Raw genomic sequence first — 23,549 nt, forward strand, 5'->3', positions numbered from 1 at the left:
GCGGCGAGCAGGTAGGCTTCCGCGTCGGTCCGGCCGGACGCACGTCCTCGGCGGCCGGCGGGCACGAGGTCGGTCGATCCCTGGGGGAGCCAGCTGTGGCACGTCGTGTGGCGGGGACCCCTCCGGTGCTGCCCGGCTACACCTACGTGCGCCCGCTCGGCGTCGGCGGCTTCGCCGACGTCTTCTGCTACGAGCAGGACATGCCCCGCCGCGTCGTCGCGGTGAAGGTGCTCGCGGAGGGTCTGCACGACCCCGTCGCGCAGCGCGCGTTCGAGGCCGAGGCCGACGTGCTCGCGCGCCTGTCCGTGCACCCCGCGGTGGTGACCGTGCACCAGGCCAGCGTCTCCGCCGACGGCCGGCCGTACATCGTCATGGAGTACTGCCTCGACACCTACGGCGCGCGCGCCCGCCGCGGCCCGCTGCCCGTGCCGGAGGTGCTCGACGTCGGCGTGCGGCTCGCGTCCGCGCTCGAGACCGCGCACCGCTCGGGCGTCCTGCACCGCGACATCAAGCCGTCGAACGTGCTGCGCACGTCGCTCGGCACGCCCGCGCTCGCGGACTTCGGCATCGCCGCGGCCGTCTCCGGCTCCACCGGTGTGCCCGCGATCGCCATGTCGGTGCCGTGGAGCGCGCCCGAGGTGCTCGAGGAGCGGGTGGCCGGCTCCGTCGCCGCCGAGGTGTGGAGCCTCGGCGCGACGCTGTGGACGCTGCTGACCGGGCGCGCGCCCTTCGAGGTGGGGGAGCGGGCGCGCGACGGCCGCGAGGAGATGGCCGGCCGCATCGTCCGCGCGAAGCTGCGCCCGCTGGGCCGCGCGGACGTGCCCGAGCGCGTCGAGCAGATCCTCGCCCGCGCGATGTCCAAGGACCCGGCGCACCGGCACCCGTCGATGCTCGCCCTGGCGGAGGAGCTGCGCTGGGCGCAGTACGACCTCGGCCAGCCGCCGACCGCGCTCGAGGTGCCGTCGGCCGAGTGGGCCGCCGGCGCGAGCCCCGTCGAGGTCGAGGACCGCGGCGCGCGCGGTCCCGTCGTCTCGCGCGTGCGGGCGCAGAGCCGGGCCGAGGCGCGGGCGCAGCGCGCGTCCGCCGAGGCGGCGGTCGACCGCGACGGGCTGGTCGTGCACGGGCCCGCGCGCCGCGCGGCCTGGCAGGCGGGCGTCGTCGGCGCCGTCGTCGGGGCCGCGGCCGTCGCCGTCGTCGTCGTCCTGCTGGCCCTCACCGGGGTGCTCGGGTGAACCGTCCCGTCGCCGCACCGGCCGCGCCCGGTGCCCGCCGCCTGCCCGCGCGCCTGCGGGCCGTGGCCGTGGTCGCCGCCGCCGCGGTCGGCGTCACCGGTGCCGTGCTCGCGCAGGGGTACGACGCCCAGCGCACGCCGCCCGTCGAGACGGCGGTGTGGGTGACGCGCGACGCCGGCCAGTACGCCCGCTTCGACACCGAGCTCGGCGAGATCGACACCGTGCGGTCCGTGGACGACCCGACCACCGTGCTGCAGCACGGTGCGCGCGCCGCCGTCGTCGCGCAGGGCATGCAGCAGCTGTGGACCGTCGACCCCGCCGTGCCCGCCGACCTGCGGCAGGACGGCGCCGACGGCGAGGGCGGCGGCGAGGCGCTCGCGACGCCGGGCGGCACGCAGCAGGTCGCCGCGTCCGGCGGGTGGGTCGTGTTCCTCGACGACACCGGCACGGCCTCGGTCCGGCGCCTCGACGCCGAGCCGACGACGCCCGCGACGCCCCTCGACCCCGAGGGCGTGCAGTCCGCGTCCGCGACGCCCGAGGCGGAGGACGACGAGCCCGAGGAGCCGTGGGCGGCGGACGCCGCGACCGTGGACGACCGGGGGCGCGTCGCCCTCTACGGCGCGTCCGACCGGACGCTGCGCGTGCTCGACGCGGCCACCGGCGAGCTGCTCGAGGGCCCCGTGGACGTCGTCGACGGCCCCGACGAGGTCGTCGACGTGCGCCTGACGCTGGTCGGCGGTGCCTGGGTGGTGCTCGACGCGTCCGACGGCCGGCTGTGGACCGGCGCGCGCGACGAGCCGGTCACGACCGGCGCCGGCGCGGGCGCCGTCGTGCAGGAGCCGACCGGCACGGGCACGTCGGTGCTCGTCGCGGACCGCGAGGGGCTCGTCGAGGTGCCGCTGCGCGAGGGGCAGCCGCGCCGCACGCAGGAGGCCGACGGCACGCCCGCGGCACCCGTGCGCCTGGCCGACGGCACGCGCGTCGCCGCGTGGCTGACCGGCACCGCCGGGACGCTGTGGACGTCCGGCGCCGACCCCGTGGCGCTCGAGGTCGACGCGGAGGCGCTCGAGGCGCTGCCCGACCTGCACCCGGTGGTCCGCTCGAACGGCGGCCGCGCGGTGCTCGAGGAGACCGGCTCCGGCGCGCTGTGGACCGTGCCCGACGGCCGCGCCGTGCCCCTCTCGCAGTGGACCGCCACGCAGGAGGACGACCGCACGACCGGCACGGCCGCCGTCGAGGAGGTCACGCAGCAGATGCCGCCGGTGGCCGCGCCCGACACGTTCGGCGTCCGGCCCGGCGCCGACGTCCGCCTGCCGGTCCTGCTCAACGACCACGACCCGAACACCGGCGACGTCCTCACGGTCGACGCCGAGTCCCTGAGCCCGACGTCCGACCCCGCGTTCGCGTCGCTGCGCCTCGCGCACGACGACCAGGTCGTCGTCGCGTCCGTCACGGCGCTCGAGGGCTCGGCGACCTTCACGTACGCCGTCACGGACGGCACCGACCGGTCCGAGCCCGTCACCGTGACGCTCACCGTGGTGCCGGACGACGCGCAGAGCCCGCCCGCCTGGTGCGACGTCGAGGGCTGCACCCAGACGTGGCCGACCGTCGTGCTCGCGCCCGGCGGCACCGCGCGCGTCGGGGTGCTGGACGCGTGGGTCGACCCCGAGGGCGACCCGTTCGTGCTGCAGTCGGTCGAGGTGGGCGACCCGACGGCGCCCCTGCAGGTCGCCGCCGGCCCGGACGGGTCGCTCACGGTCCGGCACACCGACGCGAACGCGCCCGCGACGTCGACCGCCCTGACCGTCGTCGTCGCGGACGCCCGCGGCGGCACCACCGAGCGGACGATGGACGTCGCGGTCCAGTCCGCGCCGGACCTCGCGGTCGACGGGACCGTCCTCGTCGTGAGCGAGGGCCGCACCAAGACGATCGACCTCGCGCCGCAGGTCACCGCCGGCTCGGGCCGCTACCGGCTGCGCGACGTCGTGCCGGTCGGCGTGGACGGCGGGGCGGGGATCACGGTCGCCGCGACGGGCGCCGGCATGCGCGTGCAGGTCACCGCGAACACCGCGGGCGAGCACCCGGTGACGTTCACCGTGCACGACGACGTCACCGGCGTGGAGCGGGCCGCGCTGCTGCGCGTGCGCGTGCCCGCGGACGACCGCGCCGTCGTGCTGCCGCCGACCACGGCGTACGTGTGGGCGCACGAGGACACGACGGTCGACGTCGTCTCGGCCGTGCAGGGTGCCGCGCGGCACGTGCTCATGGTGTCGTTCGCGACGTCCGACTCGCCGGGGCTCGGCGTCGACGTCATCGACGCCACCGCGCTGCGCCTGCGCGCGACCAGCGCCGACGCGGCCCCCGGGCTGCTCGGCACCGTCACCGTCACGGTGACCGACGGCGCCGACGTGCGGACGCAGGGGCGCGTGTCGGTGTTCCTCGTCGGGGCGGTCACCGGGCAGGGTGTCGTCGCGCAGCCGGACGTCGCGACCGTGCGCGCCGGCGGCACCGTCGACATCCCCGTGACCGACAACGACGTCGCGCCGATGGGCGGACGCACCACGCTGCTGCCGGAGCTGGTCACCTCGGGCACGCCCGGGGAGCTCGCGTTCGTGTCGGGCGGCACGGTGCGGTACGTCGCGCCCGAGGCCCCCGGCACCTACACGGTCGGCTACGACGTCGCGTGGAGCCAGGACACGTCCCGCACGTCGTCCGCGACGGTCACCGTCACGGTCGTCGACGCCACCGCCAACCGCCCGCCCGTCGCGCCCGTGCTCGAGGGACGCGTGACCGCCGGCGGCACCGTGCGCATCCCGTTCGACGCCGCGGGCACCGACCCGGACGGCGACGCCGTCACGCTCGTCGGCGTCGGGCGGCCCGAGCCGGGCCAGGGCGCGGCGACGGTCGAGGAGACCGGCGACGGCCTGCGCTTCGTCGCGCCGCCGACGCTCAGCCCGGGGCAGCAGGTGACGTTCACCTACGTGCTGCGCGACAGCCGCGGGGCGTCGTCCACGGGCACCGTCCGCGTCGGCGTCCTGCCGGCCGGCGCGCGCAGCGGGGCCCCCATCGCGTACGTCGACTACGTCCGCGTCACCGCGGGCCAGCCGGAGCCCGTCACGCTCGAGCCGCTCGCGAACGACCGTGACCCCGACGGCGGCCGGCTGACGCTGACGGCCCTGCGGTCGGACGCGCTGCCGGGCACGCCCGAGGCGGGGCGGCTCGACGCGCTCGTCGACGAGCGCGAGACGTCCCTCGAGGACGGCGTCGTGGTGCTGCGCGCGGGCGACGTGCTCGGCGTGCACGCGTACGTCTACACGGTCACCGCGGCCGACGGCGTGAGCACCGCCGAGGGTCTCGTCGTGGTCGAGGTCGTCGCCGACGCCACGGGTGAGCAGCCGCTCGTCGCCGACACCGTCGTGACGCTGCGCGACCGCGACCAGCTCGCGGCGGCGGGCGTCGACGTCGTCGACGGCAAGGTGCGGTGGGCCAACGGGCGCCCCGGCGACCTCGCGCTCTCGGTGTGGGGCGACGCCGCGGCGACGTGGACGGTCGACGGGACGCGCATCCGCGGCCCGCTGCCCCGCGGCGGCGCGGTGGTGCCGTTCGTGCTCGAGGGGACCGACACGCGCGGTGCGCAGGTGCGCGCCTACGGGCTCCTGCGCGTCCCGGCGTTCGACGACATGCGGCTGGCCACGTCCGACGGCCTCGAGCCGCTCGCGGTGGACGAGGACGCCACCGCGGAGACGCGCCTGTCGACCGTGGTCGACGCGGGCCCGGGCGACCGGCTCGAGGTGCGCACGGACGCCACGCCGGTCGTGCAGCGCGCGGCCGCGCGCTGCACGGTGACGGCCGACGGGACGCTGCGGTACGCCGCCGGCGCCGGTGCGCCGTGGCAGGACACGTGCACGGTCGGCGTGCGGGTCGTCGGGCAGGAGACGTGGACAGACGTGCTCGTGCCCGTGGAGATCCGGCCGGCGGCGCCGCAGGCGGTGCTGGCCCCGGTGAGCCGCACCGTGGCGCCGGGCGCCACCGAGACGATCGACCTCGGCACCATGCTGTCGTGGGAGGGCGGGCGCGTCGGCGACGAGGCGTCCATCGTGTTCGCGACGAGCCTGTCGGGCGCCGCGGGCAGCATCGAGGCGAGCCAGGACGGCCGCAGCCTCGCGGTGACCGCCCGCGCCGGGGCCGTGCCGGGCACGCGCGCGACCGTGACGGTCCGCGTCGCCCAGTACGGCGGCCTGCAGTCGACGGTCGACCTGCTGGTCGGCGCCGCGCCCACCGACGCGCCCCGCGGCGCGACCATCGCGGCGACCTGCAACGTCGCCGACGGCAACGGGTGCAGCATCCCGGTCGTCGGGGTCGCGGGGGAGTACGACCCGTTCGCGGGACGCCCCGGGTCCGGGCTCGAGCTCGCGCAGGTCGGCGCCGGCGGCACCGTCGCGTGCGCGGTCGCGACCGTCAGCGCGGGCGACCGCGGCACCGTCCGGGTCTCGTGGCCCGCGGGCAGCCGCCCCGCCGGCGGCACGTGCACCGTGCCGTTCACGGTCCGCGACGCCCAGGGCCGCCTCGGCCCGGGCCGCGTCGACCTCGACGTCCTCGGCTACCCGGCGCAGCCCGGCTCGCTGACGCTGTCCTCGTACACCGCGTCGTCCGTCGTCCTCGACCTGCAGCTCGGCGAGGCCGGCCGCGCGCACCCCGCCGTCAGCGGCGTGACCGTCTACCAGGACGGCGCCGCCGTGGGTGCGTCGTGCTCGGCCGCGGGCGCCAGCACGTACCGCTGCAGCGTCGGCGGGCTGCGCAACGGCGAGCCGCACACGTACACCGCGCGGGTGCGCAACGCCGTGGGCGAGTCGCCCGACAGCACGCCCGTGCAGGGCTGGGCGTACGCGTCGCCGGCCGTGGGCAGCGTGCGCGCCGAGACGGTGTACGACAGGGCCCGTACGACGACGTCGACCGGCGTGGCGCGCGTGACGATCGCTGCCGCCGACGATGCGCGTGCCTTCCGCGTCACGGGTGTCGAGGGCGAGGTCGCCCGGCGTGGCAACGAGACCACGGTGGAGGTGGTCTTGCCGGTCGGAGCGCAGACGATCACGGTGACGCCGCTGAGCCGGTTCGCGCCTCCCAACGGGGGCACTGATGCGTCTGGTAGCCCTTCACAAGCTTCGGTGACAGTCGCGGGTGCACCCCGCGTGACGGGCGGCTCAGTAGCAGCCGGCGATGGGTCGGTCACCGTGAGCGGTGCCGCCGTGGACGCGAACGGCAGCGCTACCGCCACTTCCATCGAGTACGGCGTCTTCCCACCAGGGAGCGGGCGTACCTGTGAGATGACGGACGGACGGGCCGTTCTGCGTGGTCCGGGAAGGACCAGCAGTTCACCGACCATCGGTGACCTGGAGAACGACCAGCGCTATGACGTTGTGGTCTGTGGCTCCAACGGGTTCGGTGCGGCACTCGTCGAGCTTGGAACGGTCATGGTGTTCACGCCGTTCGATCCCCCGCGCGTGGCTAGGGGTTGGGGCGTTGAAGGACAGGTACGGCCCGTCGCCGCCGGACAGTACGCGTGGGACAAGGTGCAGAACCCCGTCATCGACGGCGACTGGCGCCTGCGCATGCAGGTTCGAATCAACGGCGGCGGCTGGAGCAGCGCGTTCGAGCTTCCGCGCGACGTCGCCGACCCGCACGTAGAGGCCCGCCAGTGCAGCACCCGCTACCCCGACAACTGCTCGCCCGTCGTCGACGTCCCGCGCGACCCGTCGCTCGCACCGAGCACCGTCACGGTGCAGTTCCCGACGCAGACCTGCGCCCCCGACCCCACGGGCCGCGACGTCGACGTCACCGCCGCCGCGCGCGACCACGCGCGCTTCACCGTCACCACGGCCGAGACGCGCACCGCCGTCGTCACGACGTGGGACCTCACGTGGTCCGGCCCGTACGCGAACCTCGACCCCGTGCGGTACGACAACGCCGGCGCGCGCTGCCCGCTGCCCACCCCGACCGAGCCCGCCCCCACCGAGCCCGCCGCGCCCTGAGCGCCACGACGAGAGCTGGACGCCCCCCGATGCCCCTGACGCCCGAGCAGACGACCTGGTTCGCCAGCTCCTTCCGCGCGCTGGTCGACAACGTCGAGCACGCCGTCCTCGGCAAGCGCCACGTGGTCGAGCTGGTGCTCGCCACCGCCGTCGCCGGCGGCCACGTGCTGCTCGAGGACTTCCCCGGCACGGGCAAGACCGCCCTGGCGCGCGCCGTGTCGCAGACGGTGCGCGGCACGTCGACGCGCATCCAGTTCACGCCCGACCTGCTGCCCGGCGACGTCACGGGCATCACCGTGTTCGACCAGAAGGCCGGCGAGTTCGAGTTCCACGCCGGCCCGGTGTTCGCGAACGTCGTCCTCGCCGACGAGATCAACCGCGCGAGCCCCAAGACGCAGGCCGCGCTGCTCGAGGTCATGGAGGAGGGCAACGTCACGGTCGACGGCGTGACGCGGTCCGTCGGCCGCCCGTTCCTCGTGCTGGCCACCCAGAACCCGGTGGAGTCGGCCGGCACGTACCGCCTGCCCGAGGCGCAGCTCGACCGGTTCATGATCAAGACGTCGCTGGGCTACCCGGACGACGCGTCGACCATGCGCATCCTGCAGGGGTCGGCGCACCCGCGCCGCGACGTGCAGGGCATCGCCGACGCCGCGACCCTCGTGCAGATGGGCGAGCTCGCCGGTCAGGTCTACGTCAACCCGATCGTGCACGACTACGTGCTGCGCCTCGTCAACGCGACCCGGCACGCCGCCGAGGTCCGCCTCGGCGTCAGCGTCCGCGGTGCGATCGCGCTGTCGCGCATGACGGTCGCGTGGGCCGCCGCGCAGGGCCGCGACTTCGTCACGCCCGACGACGTGCGCACGCTCGCGGAGCCGGTGCTCGCGCACCGCCTCATGCTCGAGCCGGAGGCCGAGTTCGACGGCGTGACGGCCAGCGCCGTCATGGGCCAGATCCTGCTCGACGTCCCGGCGCCGGCGGAGAACGGCGCGGCCTGACGTGGCACGGCAGGACGACGCCCGCGAGCGGCGCACGCTCGAGAGCACCGGCACCTGGGCCGCGACCCGCACGCGCGGGGTGACGATCACGCGCGTCGTCGAGACGCGGCGCGGGCCCTGGGCGACGGCGTGGTTCGTCCTGCGGCGGGCCACGGACCGCCTGCGCCGCGCGGTCGCGCGTGCGTGGGGCGCGGTCACGCGCACGCTGACGCCCGCCGGCTGGACCGTGCTCGGCGCGGTGCTGGTCGGCGCGGTGCTCGGGCCCCTCGTCGGGTGGAGCGCCGGGTGGGTGCTCGCCGTCGCGGGCGCCGTCCTGCTCGTGCTGTCCGCGCCGTTCCTGCTCGGCGGGCACGACTACGACGTCGACCTGGTGCTCGACAAGGACCGCGCGGTCGCGGGGCGCGAGGTGACGGGCTCGGTCCGCCTGGTCAACACCGGCCGTCGCCCCGCGCTGCCGGTGCTCGTCGACGTGCCGGTGGGCGAGGGGCTCGTCGAGGTGCAGGTGCCGCTGCTCGGGCCGGGACGCGCCCACGACGAGCCGCTGCACGTCGCCGCGCACCGCCGGGGCGTCATCGACGTCGGCCCGCTCACGCTGACCCGCTCCGACCCGGTCGGCCTGCTGCGCCGGGAGCTGCGCTGGCCCGTGACGCGCACCATCCACGTGCACCCGGTGACCACGGTCGTCCCGTCGACGAGCGCAGGGGTCGTCCGCGACCTCGAGGGCATGCCGTCGGCGCAGATCGTCGCGTCCGACCTCGCGTTCCACGCCATCCGCGAGTACCAGCCCGGCGACTCGCGGCGGAACGTGCACTGGAAGTCGACCGCTAAGGTGGGCCGGCTCATGGTGCGCGAGTTCGAGGAGACGCGGCGCTCGCGCCTCGCGCTGCTGCTCGGCCTGGCCGCCGACGACTTCGCCGACGAGGAGGAGCTCGAGCTCGCCGTCAGCGTCTTCGCGTCGCTCGGGGTGCAGGCGCTGCGCGACGGGCAGGACGCGTACGTCGCGACGAGCGAGGAGGCCCCGCGCGTCACGCGTGGCGCGATCGTCTCGCTCCGCACGCTGCCGACCGCGACGCCGCGCGCGCTGCTCGACGCGACGTGCACGCTGGCGGCGGGGGAGCGGGCGACCCCGCTCGAGGACGTCGCGTCCCTCGCGGCCGGCACGTGCCCCGAGATGTCCGTCGCGTTCCTCGTGGTGGGCTCGGTGCCCGGTGCGGACCGCCTGCGCGCCGCCGCGCACGCGCTGCCCGCCGGCACGACCGTCATCGCGCTGCGCTGCGAGCGCGACGCCGACCCGTCCGCCCGCACGCTGCGCGAGGTGACGGTCGTGACGATCGGCGCGCTCGGCGACCTCGGGCCGCTGATCCACCGGACGGCCGCCGCATGAGCGCGCTCCTCGACGCCCCCGTCGCCGAGCGCGCGGCCCGGCTCGCGCCGCCGGCCGCCCGCCGGCCGGCGCGCTCGCGCCGGTCGAGCGCCCGCCGCGGCCGCGCCGAGTGGCTGCTGGGCGTGCTGTGGCTGGTGGGTGCCGTCGCGATCGCCGTCGTCCTGGCGTGGCCGGTGTGGGCGACGTGGCGCCTCGCCGTGGTCGCCGCGGCCGGCACGCTCGTCGGTGCGGGCGTCGTCCTGCTCGGGCGCGCCCGGCGGTGGGGCGTCCTGCGCCGCGCGCTCGTCGTCGCCGCGGGCTTCCTCGTCGTCGCCGTGCCCGTCGCGGTGCCCTGGCGCGCGGACGTGCGCGGGCTGCCGGCGGGCCTCGTGGAGGCCGTCGCGGGGGTCGTCGTCGGCTGGAAGCAGCTGCTGACGCTCGAGCTCCCGGTCGAGGAGTACCAGGCCGTCCTCGTGCCGTTCCTCGTCGCCGTCGTCGTCACCACCGCGCTCGCCGCGCCGCTCGCCGTGCGCCGCGACGCGCGGGCCGTGCTCGCCGTGCCCGTGGTGGCGCTGCTCGCGCTCCTGGGGCCGGCGTTCGGGCCCGTCGCGCCGCAGCCCGCGCTCGACCTGGGCCCCGTGCGGGTCCCGGACGCGCGGACCACCCTCGGCCTGGTCGGGCTCGTCGTCTGGTCGGTGCTGTGGGCGGTGCTGCGCGCGGCCGTCGCCCGGCGCCGCGCCGTGCGCGTCGGCAGCGGCGCCCAGGCCCGCCGCCGCCGGCGCGGCGTCGCGACCACCGTCGGCCGGCTCGTGGCCGGGCTCGTGCTCGTCGGCCTCGCCGCCGGCGCCGCGGCCTGGGCCGCGCCCGGCACCCCCGGGTGGGCGCAGCGGCACGTGCTGCGCGAGGACGTCGAGCCGGTGCTCGCCGTGCAGCGCGAGCCGAGCCCACTGACGTCGTACCGCGCCGCGTTCCGCGCCGACGCGTTCGACGCCGAGCTGTTCCGGGTCGCCGTGGACGGCACCGGCGTCGACCGCCTGCGCACCGCCGTGCTCGACGCCTACGACGGCGCGTCGTTCCGCGTCGGCGCCGACGGCGCGGCCGGCCGGTTCCTGCGGGTGCCGCGCTCGTCCACCGGCGGCGCGACCGCCGAGGTCGAGGTCGTGGTGGGCGACGCCTGGTCGGGCATCTGGGTGCCCGTGCCGTCGGGCGTCGTGGCGGCGCCGCGGTTCGCCGGCCTGCGCGCCGACGCGCTCGCGGCGGCGTTCTACCTCGGTCCCGACGACGGGTCCGCGGTGACCGTGGCCGACGGCGGGCCTGCCGGCCACGGCCTCGCCCCGGGCGACTCCTACCGGGTGGCCGCCGACCCGACCGCGGGCGACGACCCCGCGTCGCTCGCCGGTCCGGGCGAGGTCGACGCCGAGGCGCTCGCGGAGCAGCACCCGCAGCTCGCGGCGTGGGTGCAGGCGCAGCAGGTCGGCCGCGACGCCGACGGGCTCGTCACGCTCGTCGACCGCCTCCGCGCCCGCAGCTACCTCAGCCACGCCGTCGCGGACGACGCCGCCGCCGCCGCGTGGATCTCCGCGCTGCAGGCGCAGGCGCCGTACGTCTTCCAGACCAGCTACGCGGGGCACTCCCGCGCCCGCGTCGAGGAGCTGTTCACCGAGCTCCTCGAGCAGGAGGAGGCGCTCGGGCCCGGCGCCGACGACGCCGCTCTCGTCGCGGCCGTCGGCGACGACGAGCAGCTCGCGGCCGCCGCGGCGCTCGTCGCGCGCTACCTCGGCTACGAGTCGCGCGTCGTCATGGGCGTGCGCCTGCAGGACGTCCCGGGGGCGACCGTGCCGGCCTGCACCGACGTCTGCACGGGCGCGAACCTCGCCGCCTGGGTCGAGGTGCGCAGCCCCGGCGGCACGTGGGTCACCCTCGACGTCGACCCGCAGGTGGCGAACGCGCCTGTCCGCGTGGAGCAGGGCACCCAGGCGCCGCAGAACCCCACCACCGTCCAGCCGCCCGAGCTGCCCGTCGTCGACCCGCCGGTGCTGTCCCGCGACGGTGCCGGCACCGACACGAGCGACGCGGACGACTCCGCGCGCTTCGGGGACAGCCCGTGGCTCGCCGTGCTGCGCACCGTCGGCCTCGTCGCCGGCGGCCTCGCGCTCCTCGCCGCCCCGCTGCTCGTGCTGCCCGTCGCCAAGGCCGTGCGCCGTCGCCGGCGGCGCCACGCCGCCGTGCCGGAGGTCGCCGTCGTCGGTGCGTGGGCCGAGCTCGCGGACCGCGCGGCCGACCTGGGACGGCCGATCGCCGGCCCGACCCGCGCCGCCGCCGCGGCCGCGTCCGGCCGCCCCGGTGCCGCGCACCTCGCGGCGATCGTCGACCGCGCCGTGTTCGCGGCCGTGCCGCCCGGTCCGGACGACGCGGCCGAGGCGTGGGCGGCGAGCGACGCGGAGGTCGCCGCGCTCGCGCAGGAGCACCCGCCGTGGCGGCGGGTCGGCGCCGCGCTGAGCGGTGCCTCGCTGACGCGCGCGCTGCGCCCGGACCGGCACCGGGCCGGCGTCGCGGGGCCCGAGGAGGAGGAGTGAGCGTGCCGTTCGCGACCCCCGCGGAGGAGGCCGCCGCGGCGGAGGCCGCGCGGGCGACCGCGGTCGTCCTCGGCGGCGTCGGGCTGCTCGTGCTGCTCGTCTGCTGGGTCTGGTACAGCGCGGCGCTCGCGGCGCTGTTCCGGCGGCTCGGGGCGCCGACGTGGAAGGCGTGGACGCCGGTCGTGCAGGAGGTCGAGCTGTACGAGCGCGGCGGCGTGCCCGGCTGGTCGGTGCTGTACCTGTGCGTGCCGGTGGTGCAGCTGTGGGGCCTGGTCCTGCGCGGCGTCGCCGCCCACCGCATCGGGCGGTCCCTCGGGCGCGGAGCCGGCGCCACCGTGCTCGCCGTGCTGCTGCCGCCCGTGTGGGCGAGCGTGGTCGGCTGGACCCGCGCGACGCGCGGTGCCGCCGCCGAGGTCGCCGCGGACGCCCCGGCGGGCGACGGCGTGCGCGGCGACACGCTGGGCGGCGCGGGGCGCACCGGTCCGGCGCCGGGCAGCCCGGCCGCGGACGCCGGTGCGGGGGTGGGTCGGCGTGCCGACCGGCGCCCGACCGGCGCGCCCCCGTCGCCGCCGCCCGAGCCGGCCGCCGCACCGGTCGTGCGGGTCGAGCCGCTCGTGCCTGTGGCACCCGCTCCGGAGCCCGGGCCGGCACCCGTCCCTGGACCCGCGCCCGCTCCGGCGCCCGTGGCCGCGCCCGCGCCCGTCGCCGCGCCCGAACCGGCACCCGCGCCCGTCGCCCTGCCGCTGCCGCCGGCGCACCCGGACCCGGCGAGCCCCGTCCCCGTCGTCGCCCCGGCGCCGGTGCGGGCGGGGGAGCCCGTCCCGGCCGGCACGGTCGCGGACCCGCTCGCGACGCCGGCCGAGCCGCCCGCGGCGGACGTCCCGACGACGCTCGGCGCCCCCCGCCTGCCTGCGGCGGACCCCGACGACGCCGAGCGGACCGTCGTCCGCCCGCGCGCGGTCCGCTGGCGCCTGCACCTCGACGACGGGCGCGTGGTGCCGCTCGAGCGTCCCGTCGTCGTCGTCGGCCGACGGCCGCCGGAGGCCGACGGCGCGACGCAGGTCGTCGCGCTGCCCGACACCACGCGGACGCTCTCCAAGACGCACGCGCGCCTGGAGCTGCGCGACGGCACGTGGCGGGTCACGGACCTCGGCTCGACGAACGGCGTCGTGGTCACGGACGCCGGCGGCGCCGAGCGCATGCTCGTGCCCGGCGAACCGGCTGTCGTCATCGGGCGCGTGCGCCTCGGCGACGTCGGCATGGTCCTCGAGCAGCGGACGGGGCGGGCGCGGTGACCGGGCGGCACGAGCTCGGCGGCGTCGTGCTGGTCACGGCGGCCGCCGCCGGGAGCGGCGGGTCCGACGCCACCGGCGCCGACGCCTGCCGCGTCGCGCCGCCGGTGTTCGTCGTTGCCGACGGCACGGGCCCGCGGGGCACGGGGGGCACCGCCAGCGCCGCCGTCGTGGCCGCCTTCACGGCGGAGGTGCCGGCCGGCGCGCCGGCGACGCTCGACCACGTGCGGCGGGCGCTCGAGCGCGCGCATGCCGAGGTCGGCGCGCTCGCGCGCGACACGGGGGGACGCACCGGCAGCACGGTGACCGGCGCGGTGCTCACCGTCCACGAGGGCCGCCCGCACTGGCTCGTCCTCAACGTCGGCGACTCGCGCGTGTACCGGCTGCTGCGCGGCGAGCTGCACCGGCTCACCGTCGACCACACGCAGCCGTCCGACGGGGGCCGTGCCGGCGGTCGGCGCGGCGACGCGCGCGACGCCCTGACCCGCACGGTCGGCGCGCCGGGCGCGACCGCCGACTCCTGGCTGCTGCCCGTCGTGGACGGTGAGCGGCTGCTGCTGTGCTCCGCGGGACTCGTGCGCGTGCTCGCGGACGAGACCGTGCAGGCCGTCCTCGCGCTCAGCGGCGCGCCCGCCACGGCGGCGTCCGCGCTCGTCGGGCACGCGAGCCGGGCCGGCACGGGCGACGACGTCACGGTCGTCGTGGTCGACGTCCTGTCGGGCGGCCGCTCGCCGGGTCTGGACGACACCTCGCGGGGGACCGGCACCCGCACCGACACCACCGACGACGACACCCGGGTGGTGCGCCGATGAGCCTGTTCCGCCGCAAGGGGCGCCCGACGCCCGCACCGGACGCGCCGACGTCCGCACCCGACGCGCCGACGTCCGGCCCGCCGACGACCGCACCGGCCGGCCCGGCGCCGTCCGGCGCGTGGCCGGGCCCGCAGCCCGGCACGCCGTCGGCGCCCGGCACGCCCGTGCCGGACGACCGCCTCGATGACGGCCTCGACGACCGCACCGTCGTGCGCGGCGCCGCGGCCGCCGAGCCCCTCGACGACCGCACCGTCGTGCGCGACGGCGTCACGGGGGCCGGTGCCGCGTCGGGCGGCGGCGCGCCGTCCGACGAGCTCGACGACCGCACGGTGCTGCGGCCGGCGCGCGCCGACGCACCCGGCGAGCCGGTCGACGACCGTACGGTCGTGCGGCACGCGCGTCCTGCGGACGACGGGCTCGACGACCGGACGGTCGTGCGACCCGCGCGTCCGGCGGACGACGGCGTGGACGACGGTGTGGACGACCGGACGGTGGTGCGGCCCGCACGTCCCGCCGGCCCTCGTCCCGTCGACGACGGCCCGGGAGACGGCCCCGACGACCGCACGGTCGTGCGTGCCCCACGCACGGACGCGACGCCGGCCCCGCAGCCCGCCGCGTCCCGCGTGTGGGCCGCGCCGGCCGACGCCCCCGCCCCGGAGCGTGAGCGCTACCGCCCCCGCCCCGTGCCGCCGCCGCCGCCCGTGGGTGCGCCGCTGCGCGGCACCGACGCGCTGCGCGGCGAGGCGGCCGCGATGCGGTCGGTCGAGCGCGCCGCGCGCACGTGGGCACGTGCGGCCGTGGTCGCCGTGGTGGTCGTCGCGGTCGCGTGCGTGGCCGGGCTCGTGCTGGTCGTCCGCACGCTCGTGGGCTGAGGGCCGGCGCCCACGTCGGCGCGGCGGCGCGGTCGTCCGTGCGGCCGGCGCGGGCCGGTCCGCTCGTCCGCCAGCGGCGTCCGCGCTCCTGGACCGGCCGTCCGTGTGCCCGGCGGTCAGCCGGCGGCGCCGCCGCCCGTGTCGCGCGCGGCACCGTTCCGACCGCCCGCGGGGGACGCCGCGGCGGGCCGGCGGGTGCGCAGCACCGCGATCGCACCGAGCACGCCGACGGCGCTGAGCGCCAGCACGGTCACGACCGTGCCCATGCCCCGCACGGCGCCCCAGGGGTCCTCCGACGGCCGGACCTGCGGTGCGGCGGCCACGGGGCGCACCGCCGCGGGCGACGCGCCGGTGACGGGGTCCACCGGTCCGCGGATCGACGCGTCCGGCACGAGCACGATCGCCTCGTACGGCTGCACGACGCCCCAGCCGATCGCGTCGTCGCGGTGGTCCGGGTCGGGGCGCACGGCCGTGGCCTCGAGCCGGTGCGCCCACTGCGCGGGCGTCTCGTCGGGGTGCGCCGCGGCGACGAGCGCCGCCGCGCCGGCGGCGTAGCCCGTCGCGAAGCTGGCGCGGGGCTCCTGCTGCGCGTACAGGCAATCGCCGGCGCCGACGGCGCTGGTGAGCACCTGCTGCCCGGGTGCGGCGACGCGGACGTGCGGTCCCGGCATGCTCGCGAGCGAGGGGTCGCCCGCCGCGTCGACGGCGCTGACGCCGAGCGCACCGGGTGCGGCGGCGGGGTAGCGGGCGCCGGCGTCGCCGGACGCGTTGCCGCCCGAGGCGACGACGAGGGAGCCGCGCCCGGCGGCGTACGCGACCGCGTCCGCCAGCGCGGGCGTGTCGTCGGGGCTGGACATCGCGACGGCGACGACCTGGGCCCCCGCGTCGGCGGCGGCCCGGATGCCCGCCGCGAGACGTCCCGCGTCGGGCCCGACGCCCGCCTCGCGCGCCTTCTGGTCGTCGGAGGCGAACACCCGGACGGAGAAGAGGCGCGCCTCCGGTGCGAGGCCGACGACGCCGGACCCGGCACGCTCCCGGGCCGCGATCGTGCCGGCGACGGCCGTGCCGTGCCCGTGCAGGTCGGCGTACCCGTTCGCGCCGAGGCCGTCGCCGACGAGGTCGACGCCGCCCGTGAGCGCGTCGGTGAGGTGCTCGTTGCCCGCGTCGACGCCGGAGTCGACCACGGCCACGAGGACGCCCGCACCGCGCGTCACCGTCCACGCGAGCCGCGCCTGGAGCATGTCGAGCGCGGGCGGCGTCGCCGTCGTCCACTGCACGTTGCCCGGCTCGCACCCGGTGGCGGCGGCCGCGACGACGGGCCGCGCCGTGACGGGGCCGGGCGTGACGGCGACGGCGGCGCCCGCGGGCACGACGGCCAGCAGCCCGGCCGTGGCGACGGTCGCGAGCGCGGCGGCGACGGGGACGCGCCTCACCCGGCGTCCGCCTCCGCCGTCGGGTCGGCCGAGTCGGCGGGCGTGACGCCGCGCGCGGCGGCCTCGACCGACAGGACCGGGCCGGTGGGCAGCAGGTCGATCCACGCGTCGGTGACCGCGCCGACGTCCTCGACCGCGTAGCCGAGGCGGGTCAGCGTGTCGGCGTCGCCGACAACGGGGAACGCGGTGCCGGTGGCGTCCACGAGGTAGAGGCCACCGCTCGACTGCGGCCCGCGCCCGCCGGCCCGCACCAGGGCGCCTGCGCCGTGGTCGACGCGCTGGCCGGCCGTCTCGACCGGGGCGTCGTCGGACGCGACGGCCAGCACCGTGCCGGGCTCGCCGTCGTCGTCGACCGCGAGGGCGCACGGCACGTCGGCGTCGGGGACCGGCGTGATCTCGTCGGCGGGCCAGTCCGCCGCGCCCGCGGGCGTGGGCGACGTGTCGAGGGTGCCGACGGCGGCGGGGGAGATGTCGAGCGCCTCGCCGAGCTGCGATCCCGTGCCGAGCATGTACAGCTGGTACGCGAGCGGGCTCAGCGGGGCGAGCGTGCCGTCGTCGCGCACGAGGAACCGGGTGGTCGCGGGGGCACCGGTGAAGTGGACGACCTGGCCCACGCGCAGCTCCGTGCCCTCGACAAGGTCGCCGGCGTCGCGCACGACGACGGCGGCGAGCTCGGTGCCGGGGGTGAACAGGCGCAGCCAGGCCGCGGTCACGTCGCGCACGTCGGCGTCGCCCAGGCCGATGGCGCGCAGCACCGCGTCGGTGCCGTCGGGGTCGACGGGGAAGGCGACGCCGCCGACGAGCACGGCCGTGCCGGCCTCGGTCCGCACGACCGCGGCCTGCTCGGTCGCGACGGCGGGCGCCGTGGCGGACAGCGCGGTCGCGACCCCTGCGGGGCCGGTGGCCGTGCCCCCGTCCGGCAGGACGAGGCACGCCGCCCACCCGGTCGCGAGCAGGCGGTCGGCGGGCGGGAGCTGGTCGGGCGCGCCGACGATGCCGACCGGCTGCCCGAGCGGCGCGTCCGCGAGCCGCTCGGCGCTCGTCGTCACGACGTCGAACTCGCCCGCCGGCACGATCAGCCGCGCCGACGTCGTGTTGGTGACCGGGTGCAGCGTGCCGCCGACGCTGACGTACCGCGCGCCCGTGTCCTCCGCGACGACGAGCCGGTTGTTGTCCCACCCCGCCGGCAGGCCGGGACGCAGGAAGCCGTAGAACAGCCCGCCGACGACCACGAGCGCCGTGAGCGCCAGACCCGCGACGACGCCGCGCATGGGCTTGGTCGGCTCGAGCTCCTTGCCGCCGGGCGCGCCGGACGTGAAGGCGGTCAGCAGGCGGCGACGGCTGAACGTCTGCGCCTCGATGAGGTCCTTCTTGCTCGCCACGGGTCAGACGAGCCCGGCCGTGAGGGCGCCGAGCGGCAGCAGGAGCGTGAGGACGGCGAGCTCGGCGGTGTCGGCGAGCCGCACCATGCGCATGCGGGCGCGCGGGCGCAGCATCGTCAGCGCGACGAGCGCGGCCACCGACGCGAGCAGCACGATCGTCAGCACCGCCGGCGCGACCGACCCGGACACGGCCACGACGGTGCCGGTGAGCGTGAGGCCGACCGCGCCGCACGCCATGAGCGTGAGCACGCCGGTGCGCGCGTGCACCTGGCGGGACTGGAACAGCAGCCCGACGAACGCGAGCGCGCACACGGCCGCACCCGTCGCGCTCGCGGCGGCGACCAGCGGCGTCGCGACGGCGACGCACACGGCGGCCGCGACGCGCGCGGAGAGCAGCAGCCGCTGCCCCTCGAGTGCGCGGCGGGCGACCTCGGCGCCGTCGACGGGGGGCGGCGCGGCCAGCACCTCCGCGTCGCTGTGCGGGGAGACGACGTCGAGGCGGGTCGACGACAGCGCCAGCCACGGTGCCAGGTTCGACAGCGTCGCGGCGACCGCGACGAGCACGGCCCACGGGGCGACGTCCCCGGGCCCGAGGAGGGCGGCCGCCAGACCGGTCGCCGCCACGGCGCCGCCGGCGGCGACGGGCACGACGTGGACCTGCGGCGCGGACGCGACCGACGCGAGCGCGAGGCCGCCCACCACCATGGCCGCCAGACCCGCGGCGGCGAGCGGCCAGCCCCACGGCTGCCCCTCGGGCACCAGCAGGTACGCGCCGACACCGGCCCACACGGCGGCGGCGAGGCCCAGCCCGTGGCCGGCCTCCGCCGCGCCCGTGCGCGTCAGCACGGCGCCGGTCGTGACCAGCACGACGGCGGCGCCGAGCGCGAGGATCGCGCCCGTGCCGAGGCCGTGCGGCGACGAGAGCAGGAGCCCGGCCCCGAGGGCGAGCAGCACGAGGCTCACGGCGAGGGCCGTGCGTGCCTGGTCCGCCGGGGTCCAGGCCGCGCGGTCCCGGGTGGCGTCGACGACGGCCTCGACGACGTCGTCGTACCGACGGTGCTCGGCGACGAGGGCGCCGCGCACGAGGGTGAGGAGCTCGCCGTCCTGGACGCCCTGCGCGGCGCAGCTCTGCGCGGGGTCGAGCAGGCCGCCGTCCGAGCGGCGCAGCCCGTAGCCCGCGTGCACGAGCGTGGGGTCGAGGACGCCGAGGCTGCGCACGACGCCCGGCATCAGCTCGACGAGCGGGAGCTGCGCGGGCACGCCGAGGTCCAGCCGACGGTCCTCGCTCGTGATCGTCAGGTGCAGCAGGGCGCGTGCGGCGGTCGTGGTCTGAGGCATCGGGTCCCCCGGGAGGGCGCACCTGGGGCGCGCGGCGAACGCAGGCGAGGTTAGCGCGCGCCGGGGTCCCGGCCCGGCCGCGGGCAGCCCGTGGACCCCTGCGGCGGCCCCGCCGGGCCGTGCGTCACCCGTTCGGGTGCGCCACCCTGGGTGATCTCTCCGGGATCCGCCCGGCCTGTCCGGATGCTCCGGGAACCTGTCGCTCCTCCGCGCTACTGTGTCCGGCGTGCCGCCCGTCACAGGTCGGCAGCCGCACGTCGTCGAGCGAAGGAGTGTGACGTGGCAGAGAACATCTCCGCCGAAGAGGGGGCCCTCGCGCGCGGTGCGCAGGCCGTGGCCGACGCCCGTCAGGGCATCGACAACCGGGTCGCGCAGGTGCGCCGCGAGATCGAGACCGTCGGTGGCATGTGGACGGGGCCGGCCGCGTCGCGCTTCACCCAGCTCATGGCCGAGTGGGACACGAAGACGAAGAAGCTGAACAGCGTCCTCGACCAGCTCGAGGCCTCGCTCACCGGCACGGCCCGCGACCAGCAGGCGACCGACGAGCAGACGCAGCAGACCATCTCCGGTCTCAACTCGATGATGGGCGCCTGAGGGCGCACCCGGAACAGGGAGCATGCAGATGTCGCTGGGTTCGTTCTCCGTCACCCCCGAGCAGGTCATCGCGCTGTCGGGCAACATCCGCTCCGGTGCCTCCGGCATCCGGTCCGAGCTCGACGAGCTGGACAGCAAGGTCGCCTCGCTGCGCGCCAGCTGGTCCGGCCAGGCGCAGGAGTCCTACTCGCTCGCGCAGCGCCAGTGGACGCAGTCGCTGACCGAGCTGCAGCAGCTGCTCGACCGCATCGCGACCAGCACCAACGAGATCGCGCAGAACTACACGGCCGCCGACCGGCAGTCGGCGGGCCGCTTCGGCGCCTGACCCGACCGGGTCGCACGTGAGCGTGGCGGGGGCCGACGGCCCCCGCCACGTGCACGCCCGCACGACGCCACGCCTCACCCCGCACGACGCCACGCCCCACCCGCACGACCCCGCACCAGGAGCGCACGATGCCCGCGATCCACATGATCCCCGACGCCATGCGCGGCTACTCGACCCGGCTCACCGCCGAGGCCGACATGCTCCCCGCCGAGGGCCGCCTCGAGGGCTTCTACGGCCCGCGCGCCACGCAGTACGACGCGGTCGCGCCCGTGACGCAGGTGCTGGAGCAGGCGCCGAAGGTGTTCGGGCAGCTGCGCAACGAGCTGCGGGACCTGCTGACGGAGTGCGCGACCGCCTTCACCGAGGCCGCGGCGATCCTCGAGGGTGCGGACCAGGCCTCGGTGACCGAGCTGGGCTCGCTGACCGCGGAGGTCGAGGCGGCCGCGACCGAGGACGCCACGACGCCCGGGACCCCGGCCCCGACGGCGCCCGCGCCGTCGCCGGCCGCCACCACGGACGCGGGCCGTTCCGCCAAGACGAGCGGGATGTGATGACGGCTCGCCGTCCCCGCCGTCCCTCCGTGCTGCGTACGGGCGCCGCGCTCGCGGCGGCCGCCCTGCTCGGCACCGCGCTCGTCGCACCGGCCTCCGCGGCGACGCAGGACGGGACGTGGTGGTACACCGGCATGGGCGTCGCCGAGGTGCACGCGCAGGGCGCCACGGGTGCCGGCGTGACCGTCGCGGTCATCGACGACGGGATCTTCCCCGAGATGTCGTACCTGGCGGACGCCGACCTGCAGGTGCACGAGCCGTCGTTCTGCGCCGACGACTCCGACACGCCGATCCCCGCGGCGCGGCCGCTCGAGCAGGCCGCCTGGCACGGGACCACCGTCACGGGCTTCGTCGTGGGCAACGGCCGCGGCGCCGACGGAGGGCCCTCGATCGCCGGTGTCGCGCCGGACGCCCGCGTGCTGTTCTACGCCGTGAGCGACGGGAGGGTGCTGCAGGACGACGACGGGTACACCTGCCAGCAGTCCCTGGCCGAGGACGCCGTGGACGCGAGCGAGATGGCACGCGCGCTGCGGCAGGCGGTCGACGACGGCGCGCAGATCATCACCATCAGCGTCAGCGGCGCGTACGTCTACGACTTCGACGTGCGTGCGGCGCTCGCCTGGGCCCTGCACGAGGGTGTCATCGTGGTCGCCGCCCTCGGTGAGCTGAAGACGGGCGAGGTCATCCCGGTCAGCGACGACCTGGCACGGGCCAACGGCGTCGTCGCCGTCGAGGCGTGCGACGCCGAGCTGCAGCCGATGGAGGCCGAGCCGGGATCGGGCGCGCCGATGAAGCACGACCGCGTGACGGTGTGCGCGCCCGGCGTCGGCATGCTCGTCCAGGGCACCGACGAGGGCGACACGACGACGACCCGGCTCAGCGGGGGGACGTCGCTCGCGGCGCCGATCACGGCCGGGGCGCTCGCCGCCGTCTGGTCCGCGTACCCGCAGGCGACCGGCCACCAGATGCTGCAGAGCCTGATCCGCAACACCGGGGCGGAGGAGCACGACCTCGACTACGACCCCGTGTACGGCTACGGGGTCGTCGGCCTGCGGCACATGCTGCGGGAGGACCCCACGACGTTCCCCGACGAGAACCCGCTCCTGCTCGACGTGGGCGAGAACGCGGGCGGACGGTCGGACCCGCTCACCCTGCGGGAGGTGGCGGAGGCCACCCGCCCGGTGTGGCCCGGCGATCCCGACGCGCCCACCGCGGCGCCGGAGCCGTCGGCCACAACGGCACCGACCGCGGGGGCCGCCCCCCAGGACCCGGACGCCGGTCACGGTTCCGGCGGCGGCGTCCCGGCCGCGGCGCTCGTGGGCGGCGGTGCGGCCGTCGCCGCCCTGGTCGTCGTGGCGGTCCTGCTCGCCCGGCGCCGCACCCCCGGAGCCCCGACCACGACGGCCCCGTGATGCCCCACCCCCACGCCTCACCGAGCGGCGGACGCCCGTCCCCGACGACGACGAAGAAGGTGCACGCATGACCGACGCATCGACGTACTCCGACGCCGAGGCACAGCTCGGCGAGCTGGCCACGGCGTCGCCGTGGAAGCTGCCCGGTGCGGAGCGGCTGCGCGAGGCGTACGCGGTGGTGGAGTCCGCCATCGCCGACGTCGACGAGATGCTCGGCTCCGAGGCCTCCGGCGCCGCGGCGGACGCCGCGCGCGCCCGCCTCCAGGACATCCGCGGCAAGATCGAGGCCTACGACCAGCGGCTCGTCGCGGTCAACGCGGCCGTCGAGTCCGCGGACACCACGCGCCAGTCCGCGGCGCAGGCCCACTTCCAGCGCGTCCAGGCGATGCCCGTCGAGCTCACCTTCGCCCAGAAGGCCATGATCTACGCCGACGAGGAGAAGGCGGCGCTGCTCGCGCTGCCCGCGGGCGTCGTCGTGACCGGTCTCGTCGCCTCCGCCGCCGCGCAGCGGGCCGAGCGGCGCATCGCGCAGGCGGAGGCCGCGCTCGTGGCGGCGCGCAAGCAGGAGGCCGAGCAGGCCGTGGTCCAGCTGCGGTCGCAGATGCAGCCGCCCGCGGTCGAGATCCGGCAGGCGCTGACCGGCGACCGCACGACCAACGACGGGCCCGGCGGGCAGCCGCCCGTCCCGCCGCGGGCCCCGGGCACGCCCGGCACCCCGTCGTACCCGGGCAACCCCGGCACACCGGGCAACCCCGGCACGCCGGGGGGGCCCGGGACGCCCGACTACGGAGCTCCCGTCACCGGTGTGCAGCCGGTGACGGGCATCGGGACGCCGGTCTGGCAGCCCACCCCGCCGCCCACCGTCGTGCAGCCGCCGGTGACGCCGCTGCCCCCGGTCGTCGTCGAACCGCCGCTGCCCCTGCCGCCGGTCGACCCGCCCGTCGTGGTCGAGCCGCCCGTGTGGGTGGACGTGGACGGCGACCTCGACGGCGGGCTGCCCGGCAACGGCGGCCCGGGTGGCGCCGGCGGTGGCGGGCTCGGCGGCGGCGCCGGTGCCGGCGGCTGGACGGGCGGCTCGTCCGGCCTGGTCGGCGGCGCGGCCGGTGCGGCGGCGCTCGGCGCGGGCTCGCGCCTCACGGGCGCCCGCGGCGGCATGGCGGGGCTCGGTGCGAGCGCCGGCATGGGCGGCTACGGCGGTGCGTCCGGCGGCTATGCCGGTGCGACCGGTGCCGGGGGCGCCGGCGGTGCGGGTGCACGCGGTCTGGGCGCCGGGCTCGCGTCCGGTGGCGCGGGCGGCGCCGGTGGCGCGCACGGCGCCGGCGGTACCGGTGCGGCGTCCGGCG

15 protein-coding genes and 1 pseudogene are annotated in these 23,549 nt (G+C 77.9%); 13 read left to right on the forward strand and 3 right to left on the reverse strand.

The features are described from left to right. Positions 1–95: 95 nt before the first annotated feature. The 8 genes from ACFUMH_RS06360 to ACFUMH_RS06395 are packed head-to-tail and all read left to right on the forward strand — an operon-like array spanning position 96 to position 15,171. Positions 96–1,232: a serine/threonine-protein kinase gene (locus ACFUMH_RS06360; protein WP_378202120.1), complete on the forward strand. Its 1,137-nt coding sequence runs from the start codon at positions 96–98 to the stop codon at positions 1,230–1,232. Then, positions 1,229–7,261 (forward strand): Ig-like domain-containing protein, encoded by a 6,033-nt coding sequence (locus tag ACFUMH_RS06365; RefSeq protein WP_378202123.1) that lies wholly within the window; start codon positions 1,229–1,231, stop codon positions 7,259–7,261. The genes ACFUMH_RS06360 and ACFUMH_RS06365 overlap by 4 nt, the downstream gene beginning before the upstream one ends. Before the next feature lie 29 nt (positions 7,262–7,290). After that, positions 7,291–8,256, forward strand: coding sequence for an AAA family ATPase (locus tag ACFUMH_RS06370; protein ID WP_378202126.1), 966 nt, complete (start codon positions 7,291–7,293; stop codon positions 8,254–8,256). A gap of 1 nt (position 8,257) precedes the next feature. After that, positions 8,258–9,640: a DUF58 domain-containing protein gene (locus ACFUMH_RS06375; RefSeq protein WP_378202129.1), complete on the forward strand. Its 1,383-nt coding sequence runs from the start codon at positions 8,258–8,260 to the stop codon at positions 9,638–9,640. Beyond that, positions 9,637–12,195 carry a transglutaminase domain-containing protein gene (locus ACFUMH_RS06380; RefSeq protein WP_378202131.1) on the forward strand — a complete coding sequence of 853 codons (2,559 nt, stop codon included), beginning with the start codon at positions 9,637–9,639 and terminating at the stop codon, positions 12,193–12,195. Before ACFUMH_RS06375 ends, ACFUMH_RS06380 begins: the two co-directional genes overlap by 4 nt. After that, entirely contained in the window at positions 12,192–13,490 is a 1,299-nt protein-coding gene (locus ACFUMH_RS06385; RefSeq protein ID WP_378202134.1) for a DUF5684 domain-containing protein, read from the forward strand. Before ACFUMH_RS06380 ends, ACFUMH_RS06385 begins: the two co-directional genes overlap by 4 nt. Next, positions 13,487–14,299, forward strand: coding sequence for a PP2C family protein-serine/threonine phosphatase (locus ACFUMH_RS06390; protein ID WP_378202137.1), 813 nt, complete (start codon positions 13,487–13,489; stop codon positions 14,297–14,299). The genes ACFUMH_RS06385 and ACFUMH_RS06390 overlap by 4 nt, the downstream gene beginning before the upstream one ends. Next, complete coding sequence (locus ACFUMH_RS06395; RefSeq protein ID WP_378202140.1) at positions 14,296–15,171, forward strand: hypothetical protein; 876 nt, start codon at positions 14,296–14,298, stop codon at positions 15,169–15,171. The genes ACFUMH_RS06390 and ACFUMH_RS06395 overlap by 4 nt, the downstream gene beginning before the upstream one ends. 116 nt (positions 15,172–15,287) lie before the next feature. Here the strand turns inward: ACFUMH_RS06395 and ACFUMH_RS06400 are convergent, their stop codons facing one another. Genes ACFUMH_RS06400 through eccD form a run of 3 tightly spaced genes read right to left on the reverse strand, consistent with a single transcriptional unit; the run spans position 15,288 to position 19,324 of the window. Next, a complete protein-coding gene (locus tag ACFUMH_RS06400) occupies positions 15,288–16,604 on the reverse strand; it encodes a S8 family serine peptidase (protein ID WP_378202143.1) in 1,317 nt (438 codons plus the stop codon). Beyond that, complete coding sequence (eccB, locus tag ACFUMH_RS06405) at positions 16,601–17,986, reverse strand: type VII secretion protein EccB (RefSeq protein ID WP_378202146.1); 1,386 nt, start codon at positions 17,984–17,986, stop codon at positions 16,601–16,603. Before eccB ends, ACFUMH_RS06400 begins: the two co-directional genes overlap by 4 nt. Before the next feature lie 3 nt (positions 17,987–17,989). Further along, positions 17,990–19,324: a type VII secretion integral membrane protein EccD gene (gene eccD, locus ACFUMH_RS06410; protein ID WP_378202149.1), complete on the reverse strand. Its 1,335-nt coding sequence runs from the start codon at positions 19,322–19,324 to the stop codon at positions 17,990–17,992. A gap of 279 nt (positions 19,325–19,603) precedes the next feature. On the opposite strand from eccD, the gene ACFUMH_RS06415 reads away from it, so the two are divergent. The 5 genes and pseudogenes from ACFUMH_RS06415 to ACFUMH_RS06435 all read left to right on the forward strand — a co-directional run. Further along, on the forward strand, positions 19,604–19,918 hold the full coding sequence (locus ACFUMH_RS06415) for a WXG100 family type VII secretion target (protein WP_378202152.1): 315 nt from the start codon (positions 19,604–19,606) through the stop codon (positions 19,916–19,918). A gap of 22 nt (positions 19,919–19,940) precedes the next feature. Further along, positions 19,941–20,243: a WXG100 family type VII secretion target gene (locus tag ACFUMH_RS06420; protein WP_378202155.1), complete on the forward strand. Its 303-nt coding sequence runs from the start codon at positions 19,941–19,943 to the stop codon at positions 20,241–20,243. Between the two features lie 128 nt (positions 20,244–20,371). Beyond that, a complete protein-coding gene (locus tag ACFUMH_RS06425; RefSeq protein ID WP_378202158.1) occupies positions 20,372–20,794 on the forward strand; it encodes a hypothetical protein in 423 nt (140 codons plus the stop codon). A 29-nt stretch (positions 20,795–20,823) separates the two neighbouring features. Next, on the forward strand, positions 20,824–22,206 hold the full coding sequence (locus ACFUMH_RS06430) for a S8 family serine peptidase (protein WP_378202161.1): 1,383 nt from the start codon (positions 20,824–20,826) through the stop codon (positions 22,204–22,206). A 67-nt stretch (positions 22,207–22,273) separates the two neighbouring features. Beyond that, positions 22,274–23,549: pseudogene (locus tag ACFUMH_RS06435) on the forward strand (hypothetical protein); the annotation flags it as partial.

Origin of the sequence: Cellulomonas sp. NPDC057328 (genome assembly GCF_042667215.1) — a bacterium.
In the GTDB taxonomy this organism is placed as follows: Bacteria; Actinomycetota; Actinomycetes; order Actinomycetales; family Cellulomonadaceae; genus Cellulomonas.